The organism is Sphingobacteriia bacterium (assembly GCA_017304685.1).
In the GTDB taxonomy this organism is placed as follows: domain Bacteria; phylum Pseudomonadota; class Alphaproteobacteria; order Rickettsiales; family 33-17; genus JAFKLR01.
Map to the genome: position 1 here is coordinate 57,364 of JAFKLR010000003.1, position 15,219 is coordinate 72,582.

A 15,219-nucleotide genomic window follows, 5' to 3' on the forward strand; every position below is an offset into this window, starting at 1 on the left:
GATATTAACCAATTGTTAAGAATTTGTCAATGTGCAACCGGCTTATAGTCTTTAAGCATTAATTAAAAATCTAATTCGGCATATAATTCAGTAGGATGGAAACCGCTAATTTTTTCATTTAAAATGTTTTTAAAGCTTGGTCTAGATTTAATAAGCATATACCAATTTTTGACAGTTTTATGATACTGCCAATTAATCTCTCCTAAGTAATCAAGTAGCGAAATATGAGAGGCGAGGGCAAGATCAGCAATTGATAAGTCATTAGAAGCTATCCAATCTTGATTTTCTAATAAAAACTTAGCGTATTCTAAATGAAATTCTAAATTATTTTTAGCTACGCGAATTAGTTGTGAGTTTGGCGAATTTTGTTTTAAGTAAAAGCATATAATTTTTTCTTGGATTATTGGCAAAGTTACTTCTTCATAAAATTTAACGTTAAACCATTCAAGTAATCTTCTTATTTCAGCATTTTCTTTAATTTCTTCGCTAAATAAAAAATGAACTCCATATTTTTCTTTTAAATATTCGATTATTGCATAAAAACCTGAAATAATAACCGGTTCATTATTTTCTTTTTCGATTAGCACAGGTAAATCACCGCTAACGTTTATTTTTAAAAAAGTTTCTCTTTTTTTCCAAAATTCTTCATTGCGTAATTCATATTCGAGTTTATATTCTTCTAAAAGAATTCTAATTAAACGCGCTTTAGGGCAAATTGTATGGTAATATAATGTTCTCATATTTGTGTAAGTTTAATTAAATTATTTACTTATTATAATGTTTATGTAATTGATACTAAAGCAAAATTTATTATTTGGCAACGTGAGGTGAAAGTGAAAGGAATTATTTTAGCGGGAGGAAGTGCAACGAGGCTTCATCCTATTACAAAAGTAGTAAATAAACATTTATTACCCATATATAATAAGCCAATGATATATTACCCCTTAGCAAGTTTAATGCTCGCAGGTATTAGAGAAGTTCTTATAATTTCGTCACCCGACGATTTAGAAGATTTTAAAAATCTTTTTGGTAGTGGGGAAGATTATGGAATAAATATTAGCTATAAAATTCAACAAAGACCTAACGGAATTGCTGAAAGCTTTATAATTGCAGAAGATTTTATAGGTGAAAGTAACGTTTGTCTGATACTTGGTGATAACATTTTTTATGGCGATAATTTTAATGTTATTTTATCTAAAGCTAATAAGGCAATGAACGAAGAAGGTAAAGCCTTAGTATTTGGTTACCACGTTAGAGACCCTGAAAGATATGGTGTAATTGAATTTGACGAAAATCTGAATGTAAAATCAATTGAAGAAAAACCTAAAAACCCTAAATCAAGTTATGCAGTTGTAGGTCTTTACTTTTTTCCAAATGATGTAATTAAAATAGCAAAAACTTTAAAACCTTCTAATAGAGGGGAATTAGAGATAACTGATGTAAATTCTAATTATCTAAAAGAAAACAGGCTTAAAGTGGAAATATTAAATAAAGGATTTGCTTGGCTTGATACAGGTACTCATGATTCATTATTACAAGCGAGTAACTTTATTCAAACAATAGAACTTAGGCAAAACCTCATGGTAGGTTCGATTGAACAAATTGCTTATGAAAAGGGATATATTACTTCAGACAAACTTATTCAGATTGCTTCCAAAATGCAAAACATTGCTTATGGCCAAAATTTAATTAAAATAGCTCAAGAAACCTTAATTTGAGATTTATATGAAAATAATTAAAACTGAAATTGAAGGACTTGTTATTATCAAACCTACAGTATTTGAAGATTCTAGAGGTTATTTTTTTGAATCATTTCGAGAAGATGAATTTAAAGAATTAAATTTTAACCCTATTCAAGATAATGAATCTTTTAATTATAATAAGGGAACATTGAGAGGTTTGCATTTACAACAACCTCCTTTTGCGCAGGCTAAATTAATAAGATGTATTAAAGGCGAAATTATTGATGTAGCAGTAGATTTAAGGCCAAATAGCCCTACTTTTGGTAAGCATTATAAAATTATTTTAAATGAAAATAATAAGTTTAGTTTTTTTATTCCTAAAGGTTTTGCCCACGGCTACATTACTTTATCTGATGAAACTATAGTATTTTATAAAGTTGATGCGCCTTATAATAAAAGCGCTGAACTTACTATTAAATGGGATGATGAAAAATTAGGAATTAATTGGGATATAGTTCCCCTTATAATTTCAGAAAAAGACCAATTAGGGATAACTTACTGGGATTATAAAAAAATAATAGAATAACTATTTAAAAGTATTATTTTTCAAATAATTAACGTAATAGATTTATTAAAACCAAAGCTTATTGCTTGACTTTATTTAATTTAAGTCTTAAAAAGATATGCTTAAAGTAAATACTCCTAGATTTGAATTAATCGTTAAATTTTTAAGGAATAAAAAAATGGCTAGACGTTGTGAATTAACAGGTAAAGGGGTTTTAAGTGGGAATTTAGTTTCGCACTCAAACCGTAAAACTAGAACTAGATTTTTACCTAACGTAAAAAAAATTACCTTTAAAAGTGATTTAACAGGTAAAACTTATGTACTTTCAGTTTGTATGAGTACTCTCCGCACTATTGAACATAATGGTGGTTTTGATAGCTTTTTATTAACTACGGCTAATACTAAGTTAACTACTCTTGCTCAAAAAATTAAAAAAGAAGTTAAAGAAGCAAAATCTGCTTAAATATTTTCTAAAAATAGGAGAGGTGGCCGAGTGGTTTAAGGCGCACGCCTGGAAAGCGTGTTTACGGAAACGTATCAGGGGTTCGAATCCCCTTCTCTCCGCCATGATAAATCAGATTATGAGTCAATGGATAAATCTAATCATTGCCATTTAATCTGATTTATCATAATTAAATCCATTATTAAAAGTTTCTATTTCTTATTATATCTCCATTTTTTGTGCAAACAATTAAAGGTTTAACGTTCTACTTAAGCAATATTAATTAAATTAATATTGCATCTAAATTACATAATATTTAATATCATTTTTGAGTTAAAAAGATAAAAGCTCTATAAAATATTTTAATGCCTTTGTTTATAGGGGATGTATTCATAAAGGTAGATATTAATAAAATATTGTTTAGAAGGTAAAAGTGAAAATAGCTAATTTAAAATTTCCAAATTTTGATTATGGTTTTATTCCAAAAGCAGCTTCCAGACCGCTTGAAGATAAGGATTGGCCAAAATTTACAGATGAAGTTGCTTATAAAATTGGCGTAAATAGCGATAAATTATCTATTTTAAGACAAATACATTCTAATAAATCTATTTATATTGATAAAGTTACTAATTTAGAATTTAAGGCTGATGGGCATCTTACTGATAAGGAAAATATACATTTAGTCATTCTTACAGCTGATTGTGTACCAATATTGTTATTAGACCCACATAATAAAATTATAGGTGCAATTCATGCTGGGTGGAGAGGGGCAAGATTTGGTGTAATAGAAAGTACTATCCAAGAAATGTTAAATAAAGGTGCAATTGCTAAAAATATAATAGCAATAATTGGACCTGCAATTTCACAAAAAAATTATGAAGTAGGTGATGAGTTTTTAGAAAGTTTTTTAGAAGAAAGTTCTAATAATCAGAAGTTTTTTAAAAAACTAACAGATAAAAATCATTTTGATAATATTTCTTATGTAAAAACTAAATTAAATAAGCTTGATATTCATCATATTTTTGATATAGGTATTGATACGTTTGAAAATCACAATTTTTATAGCTATCGTAGGCTTACAAAAGGTATTGATAAAGAATATGGAAGTAATGTTTCATATATTGTAATAAAAAATGATTAATTTAACTCCCGCTTTTTTTCATAATTACTCTAAAAAATTAGCTTCTATATTTGCTATAGTATCATCAATATTATTTGTAATTGGGACTTACATAGCTTTTTATGTTGCCCCTTTAGATTACCAGCAAGAGGATGCTGTTAGAATAATGTATATACATGTTCCCAGTGCATGGCTTGCATTAAACATATATTTTGCAATGGGAACATTAGGAATTACATACATAATCTGGCGTAATCATTTAAATATTATTATAGCTAATGGATTAGCTCAAATAGGGGCTATATTTGCTTTTATAACCCTAATTACAGGCTCGCTTTGGGGTAAACCAATGTGGGGGACTTATTGGGTATGGGATGCTCGCTTAACCTCAATGCTAATAATGTTTTTATTTTATATTGGATATAATTTATTTAACTATTACCAAAGTTTAATACATACAGATTATATGGCTCTAGCTATCTTAGCAATTGTTGGAGCAATAAATGTCCCTATTGTTAAATTTTCAGTAAATTTATGGAATAGCCTCCATCAACCTGCAAGTATATTAAGAAAAGGTGGAATAGCTATTCATAATGATATGTTAATACCATTATTTATAATGTTTATAGCATGTATTTGTCTAGTTATTACTATTAGTTTAATTTATACCGAAAAAGAACTGTTAAAGCGCAAGAAAATCAAAAATAAAATTAGATTTATAAAAAATTTAGAATCAGTTAAATAGTACTTGTATTAATACTAAAATATTATTAATTTAAACCTTGATTATAATTACAGTTCACTTTCAAATAGAGAAAATCATGACATATGTTGTAACAGATGCTTGTATAAAATGTAAATATACAGATTGCGCAGCGGTTTGCCCTGTTGATTGCTTTTATGAAGGGGAAAATATGTTGGTAATTAACCCTGATGAATGTATTGATTGTGGGGTATGTGAACCTGAATGTCCTATTGAAGCAATTAAGCCAGAATCTGAAGATTTATTAGAATGGTTAGAATTAAATAAAGAATATGCTGCTAAATGGCCAAATATTAATTCTAAAAAAGACCCATTGCCAGAAGTAGACGATTATAAATTTGTAAAAGATAAGAAAAAATTCTTTAGTCCAAATCCTGGAAAATAAGTTTAGAGAAAGTGATTAGTTTAAAGCCACCTCAAATTACTGAAGAGGTTTTTGAGCTTTAAAATACTGTTATTAAACCTAAGGCTACTTATTTTCTTCCATTTCTTGAAACACTTGAAACACTATTAAAGGTGCATTGCCAACCTCATTACGTAGGGATGAATTTCATAGGCTACTCATTATTATATTAGAAGAATCTAAGGTGTAAGGTTTATCTCGTAATTTTTTGATTATCTGAATTGCTTTATAATAATATTAATATCTGCTAATACCGCTATTAATATTAATTCCAGTTTCTTTTTTTATTATGAAAATCAATAATAGTATATCTAATTCAAATTAATTATTTTTTATCTTGAACATATTGTGAAGCTAAATATTTGTCTATTATATCTAAAACTGTTTTGCCTTCTTTATTCTTCACAGTATAATCTGCACCAGCTTCAAGTGAAACTATTAAGGTAGCCAATATTTGACATACTCCATTTTACTGCATAGTGTATAGGAGTATTACTATTTTTTGGGTTTCTAATATTTGCATTTCTACTAATAAAAAATTGCGCTATTTCAGATCTTCCGTAAATGGCACAAAGATGAAGCGCAGACAGACCACTTTTATTTATATAATTTACATCAAGATTTGAAAGTTTAGAAAAGAATTCCTTTATTCATTCTGGTAGGCCCTATGAAATTAAAATTCCAAAATGTTTTTCATGCTTATCTAGCATATAAAATTCCTTATATAGATTTAATTAAATTATTTTTAATGATTTAACATTTAAAAGCCTATATTAAAGAAAATGATCATGCAATTGCATTTATGAAATTTTTGATAACAGAAATTTTTTGTTGATCATCTTTAAATTCACGCATTAAAACCATTTTACCATCTGGCCTTAATTTAGAATTATTTGGATCTTTAGCTAAAAATTGCATTAATTTATCTGCATTTTTAGGAGTATTTTTATAAAAAGAAAATACAACACCTTTAGGTCCAGTATCAATTTTATCAATGCACGCTTTTAAACAAAGTTGTTTAAGTTCAATAATTAAAAATAGATGTTTAACACTATCTGGCATTGGACCGAAACGATCTACCATTTCAGCATAAAAACTATTTAGTTCTTGTTCATTTTCAATTGAAGCAATTCGTCTATATAAACCAAGTCGAAGGTTAATATCTTCAATATAATTATCCGGAATTAATACAGATAAACCAATATTAATTTGCGGACTATATTTTTCGCTCACAACTTCTTTAGTATCTTTTAGTTCTAAAATAGCTTCTTTTAACATTTCCTGGTAAAGCTCAACGCCAACTTCACGAATATGTCCTGATTGTTCATCGCCTAGTAAATTACCCATGCCACGAATATCCATATCATGGCTTGCAACGTTAAAACCGGCACCTAAGCTATCAAGTTTTTGCATTACTTCTAAACGCTTTTTAGCTGTTGGAGTTATCATATGATTTTTAGGAATAGTTAAATATGCAAATGCACGAATTTTACCACGACCAACTCTTCCACGTAATTGATAAAGTTGTGAAAGACCAAACATATCTGCTCTATGAATTATCATAGTATTAGCTGATTGCACATCTAAACCCGATTCTACTATTGTAGTTGATAGTAAAACATCGAATTTACCATCATAAAATCCATTCATAATATCTTCTAATTGTGTGGCAGGCATTTGACCGTGAGCAACAGCAATTTTTGCTTCTGGGACTAACTCTTTTAATTTTTCATGTACTTCATTTAAATCGCTAATTCGAGGACATACATAAAAAGTTCTGCCTCCTCTAGATTTTTCATTAATAATAGCTTCTCTAATTGTGACTGCGTCATAAGGTGTAATAAAGGTTTTAACAGTTAGCCTATCTACCGGAGGTGTGGCGATTATACTAAGCTCTCTAAGCCCCGATAAAGCCATATGTAAAGTTCTAGGAATAGGTGTTGCTGTAAGAGTAAGTACATGAATATTTGCTTTTAACTCTTTCAACTTTTCTTTCTGTTTAACTCCAAAATGTTGCTCTTCATCAATAATTAGAAGTCCTAAATTTTGGAATTTTATTCCACTTCCAAGTAAAGAATGTGTGCCAATAATAATATCAACGCTACCATTTTCTATTTCTTTTTTTACCTGTGCTGCTTCTTTAGCGGATACAAGGCGAGAAAGCATTTTAATTCTCACAGGCATATCATGAAAACGAGTTTGGAAATTATGGAAATGTTGCCTTGCAAGTAAAGTTGTAGGAACTATTACTGCAACTTGCTGTCTTGCGCCGTTTGCATCTCCTGCTCCAAAAACTGAAACGAAGGCAGCCCGCATTGCAACTTCTGTTTTACCAAATCCAACATCACCACAAACAAGCCTATCCATTGGCATGCCTGAATTTAAATCATTTATGATTTCTTCGATAGCACGTAATTGATCATCTGTTTCAACATACGGAAAACGAGCGCAAAATTCATCATAAAGACCTGCTGGAGGTACGAGGTGAGGAGCAGTTTTTAAAGCTCTTTCAGCAGCAATTTTTAAAATAGCTTCAGCTTGTAATTTAATTCTATTTTTAAGTTTAGCAGTTCTTGCTTGCCATGCGGTATGACCTAATTTATCAAGCTCTACTCCATCATCAGGACCGTAACGTGATAAAATATCAATATTTTCTACGGGTAAATAAAATTTATCATTCCCTGCGTAAAGAATTTTTAAACAATCATGATCCACGCTTTGAATTGAGAGAGTTTCTAAGTTCATGAATCTTCCAATTCCGTAATCTTTATGAACTACAAGCTCTCCTTCAATTAAATTTCCTGCTTCTTTGATAAAATTTTCGGCTTTAACTGAAGAAATAGTTTTCTTCTTACGCTTTATTTTAAAACCTAGTAAATCCTGTTCGCTTATTATTAAAATGCTATCGTATTTAAACCCTGTTTCAAGGGATAATTTTAATAATCCTATATTTTTACTTGATAACTTAGTAGTTTCAATAAATGAGTTTAATTTAAAACTGTGAAGCTCATGTGTTAGCAAAAGGTCATGCATTTTTTCAAGAGAGCCTTCACTTTCACAAGCCACTATAATTTTGATATTTTGCTGCTTTCTATAATGTTTAATATATTCAAAAGAATTATAATTTGTAGGAACTTTGAAATCACTATAATTAATTAATTGAAAGCTTTTTAAATCAGATTTAGAGGTTTCAAAACTAGATAATATAATTTGGTTAAATCTATTTAATTGATTTTCAAATTCATCTATGTCTTGCCATAATAAGTTCTTTTTAATTGGATAAAAAGGTGTTTCATCTTTCTTTAAAAAACGTAATCTAAGCTCATAATTTTCATCAATGTTTTTATGAAAACTTTCATAAACTTTATTATCTTCTTGAAATTTTATAATAGTAAAATTTTTACAATAATCGGTTAAATTTGCTAACTCATTATTATAAAAAAGTGGTAAAAAATGCTCCATTCCTGGAAATTTTTGACCATTACTAACAGCTTCATATAATGGATCTGATTTAGTTAAACCATTTGAAAGTTTTCTATAATTACTTCTAAAATTATTAAGATAATTTTCTTCTAAAATAACTTCATTTATTGGCTTAAGATATAAGTTATCGATTGTTTCGTTAGTAATTTGAGATAATGGATCAAATATTTTTATAGAATCGATTTGGTTACCAAAGAAATCTATACGAATACCTTGAGTCTCGCTTACAATAATATCTATTATGCTGCCTCTTACGGCAAAGTCACCTATCTCGCTTGCAATACTTGCTCTGTTATACCCTATTGTAATAAGAAATTTAGTAAAATTATCTCGCTCTAAATTATCATTTATCTTAATATGTTTTGTAAATTCTTTTAAAACATTCGAAGATAGAGTTTTTTGAATAATAGCCTCAGGATATGTAACGATAATATCTGATTCATTTATGTTAGCCAGCACTTCAATTCTTTGAGCTAATATGCATACATGAGGTGAGGAGCGATCATAGGGGGTGGTGTCCCAAGCTGGAAAAAGAAAAATCTTTTTTTCAGGCAATAAGGCATGGAGCTGATCTAATAATAAATCTGCTTCCTGTTCATTTTCGGTAATAACTAATAATTTTTCTTTTAAGTCTTTAATTATAAAACTTAAGCTACTCCGTGGAATAGCAGAGTAATATTCAGTGTTCATAATAGAGATTAAAGATATAATAAATAAAAATAATGCCTAAACCTAGTATGTTTCCTAAGTTTAGGCAAGAGTTTTTTAATAATTAATTAATATTAGACAGTAATTAAAGCTTCTTTAACTGCACCTTTAATAGCTGATTCCCTAAATTCACTCGCTGATTTTTCTGCTAATTCAGGGGCTTTATCTTGAGCTATTGTATAAATAGCGGTTCTTTCTTGGCTATTGGTAGCTTTTTCATTAGTTGAAGCAGTGCTGCTTAATGTAGTCATTATAATTGCTACAAGGCCTGTATTTTTTCCTATAGTGCCTGTAAACATTCCTACAAATGTAAAAGTAACATTTAACACAAGAGGTAAAAAATCATATTTTATAAATTTATGTAAATAAGGATGTTTTTCATTATCTAATAAATTACTCAACCAAGAAAGGCTTTGGTTATTTTTAGCCTCTTCCTTAATTACTTCTATAGCTTTAAGAGCTGCATCATCACCTTGTTGTTTTTCTAAAAATTCTTTTATTTCATCCGGAGTAATACTTGCGGTAGTTTGAAGTTCATCATATTTAGTTTGCTTTTGTTTTTCTCTAATCATTCCCCATGCTTCTACAGCTAAGCTTGCTAAACCTAAAACTCCATAAATTGCATAGAATGCAATTCTAGCAATACCCATTTGCGCGGCAGTTAAAATTGTAGCAATGCTTGAACCATATTCTAATAATTTTTGAATAACCGCGATATGGCGTGAAGCTAAAATTACATTAAATACATTTCTAAAAAAGTTTAAAATTTTTGAAGGATTTTCTTCTTGTTGAGCAGAAGTTTGATTAGAATCAATTATAACATCTTTATTTTCTGTTTTTTGAACCTCAGGAGTTTTTGAAAGTAAGGTTTTAGCAGAATATACTGTACTTGAAATAATACCTAAAATTGTCATCCCTTCCTTAGTAAATATATATTTACGTAGTGTATCTACTAAATTTAAAAAACTTTTTAAAAGGTCTTGATAGTTACTTAAATTGATTAATTTTGATAATCCCAAATTTCTTATAAATTCATCGATTTTCACAAAATTTAGTTTTGATAATAATGTTATCATTACGTATCCTTTTATTATTAATTGAAAAACTTTTTAACAGACGAATTAATAGTTTAAATTAACAATAAAATTTATGTAAAGCTAAATTATTATCAAAACCAACATTTTGCTTAAAAGATTAGTTTTTTGGTTCTACCCAAGAAATATTACCGTCTTTTCTGTAATATACTATATTCATTTTACCAGAAGCTTTATTAGTAAAAATAAGTGCAGGAAGATGTGCTAGATCCATTTTCATAACTGCTTCCGCTACTGTAAGTTCTTCGATATGAGTAGGTTTTTCAGCAATGATTACAGGGTTGTTATCATCCTTATGTTCTTCATCATCATATGGAGATAATACATATTTTGTAGCTGTAATAAGTTTTCTTTCTTCATCTGAAAGATCAGCATGTGATTTTTTATGGTGATTTTTAATTTTTTGTTTGTATCTTCTTAATTGTTTTTCAATTTTTGCTAAACAGAAGTCAAATGAAGAATAAATTTCATCTGATTCACAATCCGCTTGTATTAGCATATGATTGCCTGTTCCTTCGTTTACGCGTATTGTACAGCGGAATAAGTATTTAGCATTACGTTCAAAAACTACATTTGCACTAATTGCTTGATCAAAAAATTTATGAACACTTTTTTCAAGTCTTTCTTTAACGTATTCACGAAGAGATTCACCTAAAGTGATTTGGTGGCCGCCAATATTAAGTTTCATAGGTCCTCCATTAAATTAATGATTAATATATATAATTATTATTTTCAGTTATTTAAGCTTTGCTTGCAATTTATTTTTTGCTAAATTTTGTTTTCTTTCATGAGAAGATGGAATATGTAAGATATTTCGGTACTTTGCAACTGTTCTTCTTGCAATTTTTATTTTTCTTTTTGAGAGTATCTCTACTATGTCATCATCAGATAGAATATTATCTTGAGCTTCGTTATTAATTATTTCCTTAATTAAATTACTAATCATCTTATTAGAATATTCTTTTCCAGTTTCATTATTTTCAATAGCTTTTGAAAAGAAAAATTTAAATGGTAATAATCCGAAAGGAGTTAAAATAAATTTATTAGCGCATACTCTACTGATAGTACTTTCATGCAAACCAACTTGCTCTGCAAGTAATCTAATTGACATAGGTTTTAAACTGGTTATCCCATACTCAAAAAAACTAATTTGATTAATAACAATTTGACTAGCTACTTTTAATAATGTTCTTGCTCTCTGATCCAATGCTTGAATAAGTGCATTAGCATTATGATAGTAATCTGTAAAAGTTTTATATTCCTGCTTATCACTAAAATTTGTTTTAATTAAATTATAATATTTTCTATTTATAAGAATTTTAGGTAAGTAACTATTATTAAGTTCCACTACCCATTCACCTTTAAGGTTTTTATTCATAAATACATCAGGACCCACTACAAGAGTAGGTTCAGAGCTAAAATTTGCTCCTGGTTTAGGATTAAGTTTTTTAATATTTCCTATGTATTCCATTACCTTCTTTGGATCTAACGATGTTAGTTTAGAAAGTTTTGTAATCTCACCTTTTGCTACTAGTTCTAAATTGTTTAATATTATTTCATAATTGTTATTATAAAGTTTTTGATCCTTCAATTGAATTTTTAAACATTCTTGTAAGTTTCGTGCAAAAACTCCAGGCGGATCAAATGTTTGAAGCTTAGAAAATATTGTATTAATTTCAGTATTTTTAAATCCTAAAGCTCTAATATTAATAAGAATTTCTTCTTTAATGTAACCACTATCATCAATATAATCTGCTAAATTAAAAGCAATAATTTTTTCTTTTTCGCTATGAAAATTAATATAGATTTGTTCAATAATATGCTCTTTTAAAGTTTTTTCATAAGCAGGAATATTTTCAATATCAAACTCCCCTGATGTAGGAATATATCCTAATCTTTCTGTAACAAGGTTTTGCTGGGGAGAGGTATCATTTTTTTCATTTTCATCCTCATTATCTTCCTGTAAAAATGGATTATTAGCGAGTTCAGAAGATAAAAATTCACGTAATTCAATATTAGAAAATTGTAAAACCTTCAAAGAGGTTTGCATCGATTGAGTTATACTCAATGATTGTGAAACTTTTTGTACCTGTTTTTGCTCTAAATTTGGCATATGTTATAAAATAATGTATATATTAATAATTATGAATTAAGTTAATACATTAATCAAGATATAAACTAGGTAAAAAAATTATATTTTTAAATTGACTTTTCAAGAAAGTAAATAACAAGATTTTTAGATTTTTTTACTCGAATTTTCAGTAATTTATTGTAATTCCCTTTAAATTTTTTTATAAAAAGTAGATTTTTCAATTTTAAAGTTAACTTATATAGGAAAAGGAAATGCAAAGTAATTTTAGAGAGATTCGTGATCCGGCAACTTTTTTTGAGGAGATTATAAGAGATGTAATATCTTCACATTCAAATACTGAAAAAAATAATTCATTATATGAAGCTTTATCTAGCAACTTTAACAATTTTAAATTTATTATTGATGATAATAGAAACTTAAATAATAAATTGTTAATTAGTAAGCTTAAATTATCAAGCGATATTAATCTTACAATAGGAATATTAAGTATTTTAAATACAAGAAAAGTTTCTTATCCTTTTTCCCAAGGCACAATAATCAAAATTTTAGAAAATGAAGAAATTGGATTGAAAAATGAAACTTCAACTACTCGTAATCTACTTTTACATTTAATAGCAGATAGTGACCCTAAATTTTTCTATGAAACCATTAAAGAGTATAAGATTAACTTAGAAACAATTGCACCAAGTAATTTAAAGCTATTAATGGCATTAGGGGCGAGTAAAATTTCGTCTTTAAAAAATATATCTTTTACCCTCCAAAATAATATTCCCTGTTCTGAGTACGATAAATATTTATCTGATAAAGTGATTTTTAATGTGTTTTTTATGTTATTAATTATGGAAAAAGCTAATTTAGCTGATAATGCAATTAATAAAGTACAAACTGTATTAAAAGAGCAAACAATTAAAAAAATGAGTAATATAGAAAAAGCTAATCTAGCCTATGGTTATCATTTGATGTCTGAAATTGTCAGTGCAAATATTGATCAAAAAGCACGTAATGAAATAAAAGAAACTTTTGAAAATTTTATAAAAAAAATGCATCCTGAAATAGACATTAAAGCCGATAAGCAAATGGATTCATGGTTAGTAATGGAAAGAATGTTAAAACATATGCAAAACGGTTTGCACAATGAAGCTTTAGCTAATCTTAATCAAATCATTGCTCTTAGAAGCCGTGCCTTTAATCAATTTGAAAATAACAATTTAATCTCTCAATTACCATCAAATACTTCGTTAGAAAACGCTTGTGAGTTATATTCACAGGAAGAAACCAAATATTTAAAAGGTGAAGTATTGCCTACCATGTGCAAAACATTATATGCGTATGTACTTAATAAAAAAATTGAAGATAAAAAAGAAAATAATACTCATCGTAGTGAAAGAGATGCTAAAATAGCTCTTGAAGAAATTTTAGGAGGTTTACTTAATTTAAGTTAGCAATTAAGTAAATAATATTTAAGTCTTAATTTAAATAAAAAAATAGGCTACTAAACTGTAGCCTATTTTTTTTATTCAAATAAATTATTATCTTAATTTAATGAAAGTAAATTTGACCATGCTGGATCCGAACCTTCAGCAGGTGTTGGAATTTCTCTTTCATTATAACCTGTAAGATCAATTGCATAAATTTTAGCAGGTGCAATTTGGCGTCCACTAGGTGACTCTTGTTTAGCATACATAATTACTCTGCCATTAGGTGACCAAGTAGGACCTTCAACTAAATAACCACGTGCTAAAATTCTTTCGCCGCTTCCATCTAATCTCATGACACCTATAGAAAATTGCCCACTACCATCCCCCCATTTGGTGAAAGCAACTAAATCACCACGTGGTGAAACTACAGGAGTTGCATAACGGCCATTACCAAAGCTAATTCTTTTAGCTTCTCCACCCCATGCTGACATAATGTAAAGTTGCGGTTTACCACTTCTATCTGAATTGAAAACAATTTGTTGTCCATCTGGTGTATAACATGGAGAAGTATTAATTGCATTCCCTTCTGTTAGCTTCTTCATTTGGGATGTAGCAAGTTCTAAAGTATGAATTTGTGTATTACCATTACGTGCAATAGACATGATTACAGATTTTCCATCTGGTGAAAAACGAGGTGCAAATGACATTCCAGGGAAATCACCAAGCAACCTTTCTCTTCCTGTTTCTAAATCACGAATAAATACTTTTGGAATTTTTCTTGCATAAGACATGTAAAGAATATGATGTGCAGCAGGAGAAAAACGAGGAGTTAAAACTAAATTTTTACCACTAGTAAGGAATTTATGATTAGCACCATCATAATCCATAACAGCTAAACGTTTAATACGTTTTGTACCAGGACCACTTTCTGCAACATACACAATTCTTGAATCAAAGAAACCATCTTCACCTGTTAAGCGTTTATAAATTTCATCAGCAATCATATGCGCTATACGACGCCAGTTTGAATCAACGGTATTATATGATCTACCAGCGATTTGAGCGCCTGCATATACATCCCATAATCTAAAATTTACTTCAATTTGGTTGCCATTTTTTTCAATTGCACCAATGCTTAAAGCAGTTGCGTTTACTTGTCTCCAAGAGGCAAAATTGGGTACAGTATTTTTACCATCTTTAATATATTCAATAAATGCATTAGGAGGAATTGCTCTAAATAAACCTGAGCTTTCTAGATCATTAGCAATAACTTGAGCCATGTTATTACCTAATTCTTTTTCTTGAAAATTATTCCCTGTAAAATCAGGAATAGCTATCGGCATCGGATCAACGTTTCCACGATTAATTTCAATTTTAGTAATAGCGAGTGCCTGTGTTGACATGAAAACGCTAATAATAAAACCAAGTTTAACAATCCATCTTTTCATT

The 15,219-nt window shown here is 28.8% G+C and carries 14 protein-coding genes and 1 tRNA gene; 8 read left to right on the forward strand and 7 right to left on the reverse strand.

The window, feature by feature from the left end:
* Positions 1-62: 62 nt before the first annotated feature.
* The gene (locus J0H68_00380; protein MBN8827147.1) at positions 63-740 is read right to left on the reverse strand and encodes a glutathione S-transferase family protein; all 678 of its coding nucleotides are present in this window, start codon (positions 738-740) and stop codon (positions 63-65) included.
* Positions 741-833: 93 nt separating this feature from the next.
* On the opposite strand from J0H68_00380, the gene rfbA reads away from it, so the two are divergent.
* The 7 genes from rfbA to J0H68_00415 all read left to right on the forward strand — a co-directional run bounded on the left by rfbA (position 834) and on the right by J0H68_00415 (position 4,957).
* On the forward strand, positions 834-1,718 hold the full coding sequence (gene rfbA / locus J0H68_00385; GenBank protein ID MBN8827148.1) for a glucose-1-phosphate thymidylyltransferase RfbA: 885 nt from the start codon (positions 834-836) through the stop codon (positions 1,716-1,718).
* Positions 1,719-1,725: 7 nt separating this feature from the next.
* Positions 1,726-2,268, forward strand: a complete 543-nt coding sequence (rfbC, locus tag J0H68_00390; protein ID MBN8827149.1) for a dTDP-4-dehydrorhamnose 3,5-epimerase — start codon at positions 1,726-1,728, stop codon at positions 2,266-2,268.
* A gap of 157 nt (positions 2,269-2,425) precedes the next feature.
* Positions 2,426-2,710 carry a 50S ribosomal protein L28 gene (rpmB, locus tag J0H68_00395; protein ID MBN8827150.1) on the forward strand — a complete coding sequence of 95 codons (285 nt, stop codon included), beginning with the start codon at positions 2,426-2,428 and terminating at the stop codon, positions 2,708-2,710.
* 16 nt (positions 2,711-2,726) lie between these two features.
* A tRNA-Ser gene (locus tag J0H68_00400) sits at positions 2,727-2,814 on the forward strand.
* Between the two features lie 308 nt (positions 2,815-3,122).
* On the forward strand, positions 3,123-3,830 hold the full coding sequence (pgeF, locus tag J0H68_00405; GenBank protein MBN8827151.1) for a peptidoglycan editing factor PgeF: 708 nt from the start codon (positions 3,123-3,125) through the stop codon (positions 3,828-3,830).
* Positions 3,823-4,554 (forward strand): cytochrome c biogenesis protein CcsA, encoded by a 732-nt coding sequence (gene ccsA / locus J0H68_00410; protein ID MBN8827152.1) that lies wholly within the window; start codon positions 3,823-3,825, stop codon positions 4,552-4,554. Before pgeF ends, ccsA begins: the two co-directional genes overlap by 8 nt.
* Positions 4,555-4,630: 76 nt before the next feature.
* Positions 4,631-4,957 carry a ferredoxin family protein gene (locus tag J0H68_00415; GenBank protein MBN8827153.1) on the forward strand — a complete coding sequence of 109 codons (327 nt, stop codon included), beginning with the start codon at positions 4,631-4,633 and terminating at the stop codon, positions 4,955-4,957.
* Positions 4,958-5,400: 443 nt separating this feature from the next.
* Here the strand turns inward: J0H68_00415 and J0H68_00420 are convergent, their stop codons facing one another.
* The 5 genes from J0H68_00420 to rpoN all read right to left on the reverse strand — a co-directional run bounded on the left by J0H68_00420 (position 5,401) and on the right by rpoN (position 12,373).
* The gene (locus tag J0H68_00420; protein ID MBN8827154.1) at positions 5,401-5,625 is read right to left on the reverse strand and encodes an ankyrin repeat domain-containing protein; all 225 of its coding nucleotides are present in this window, start codon (positions 5,623-5,625) and stop codon (positions 5,401-5,403) included.
* Between the two features lie 136 nt (positions 5,626-5,761).
* The gene (gene mfd / locus J0H68_00425) at positions 5,762-9,148 is read right to left on the reverse strand and encodes a transcription-repair coupling factor (protein MBN8827155.1); all 3,387 of its coding nucleotides are present in this window, start codon (positions 9,146-9,148) and stop codon (positions 5,762-5,764) included.
* Between the two features lie 92 nt (positions 9,149-9,240).
* A complete protein-coding gene (locus tag J0H68_00430; GenBank protein MBN8827156.1) occupies positions 9,241-10,242 on the reverse strand; it encodes a hypothetical protein in 1,002 nt (333 codons plus the stop codon).
* Positions 10,243-10,360: 118 nt separating this feature from the next.
* The gene (raiA, locus tag J0H68_00435; protein MBN8827157.1) at positions 10,361-10,948 is read right to left on the reverse strand and encodes a ribosome-associated translation inhibitor RaiA; all 588 of its coding nucleotides are present in this window, start codon (positions 10,946-10,948) and stop codon (positions 10,361-10,363) included.
* Positions 10,949-10,996: 48 nt separating this feature from the next.
* Complete coding sequence (rpoN, locus tag J0H68_00440) at positions 10,997-12,373, reverse strand: RNA polymerase factor sigma-54 (GenBank protein ID MBN8827158.1); 1,377 nt, start codon at positions 12,371-12,373, stop codon at positions 10,997-10,999.
* Between the two features lie 230 nt (positions 12,374-12,603).
* Between rpoN and J0H68_00445 the strand changes: the two genes are divergently transcribed.
* The gene (locus tag J0H68_00445) at positions 12,604-13,794 is read left to right on the forward strand and encodes a hypothetical protein (GenBank protein MBN8827159.1); all 1,191 of its coding nucleotides are present in this window, start codon (positions 12,604-12,606) and stop codon (positions 13,792-13,794) included.
* A gap of 92 nt (positions 13,795-13,886) precedes the next feature.
* On the opposite strand, the gene tolB is transcribed toward J0H68_00445, so the two are convergent.
* A complete protein-coding gene (gene tolB, locus J0H68_00450; GenBank protein MBN8827160.1) occupies positions 13,887-15,218 on the reverse strand; it encodes a Tol-Pal system protein TolB in 1,332 nt (443 codons plus the stop codon).
* Position 15,219: the final 1 nt, after the last annotated feature.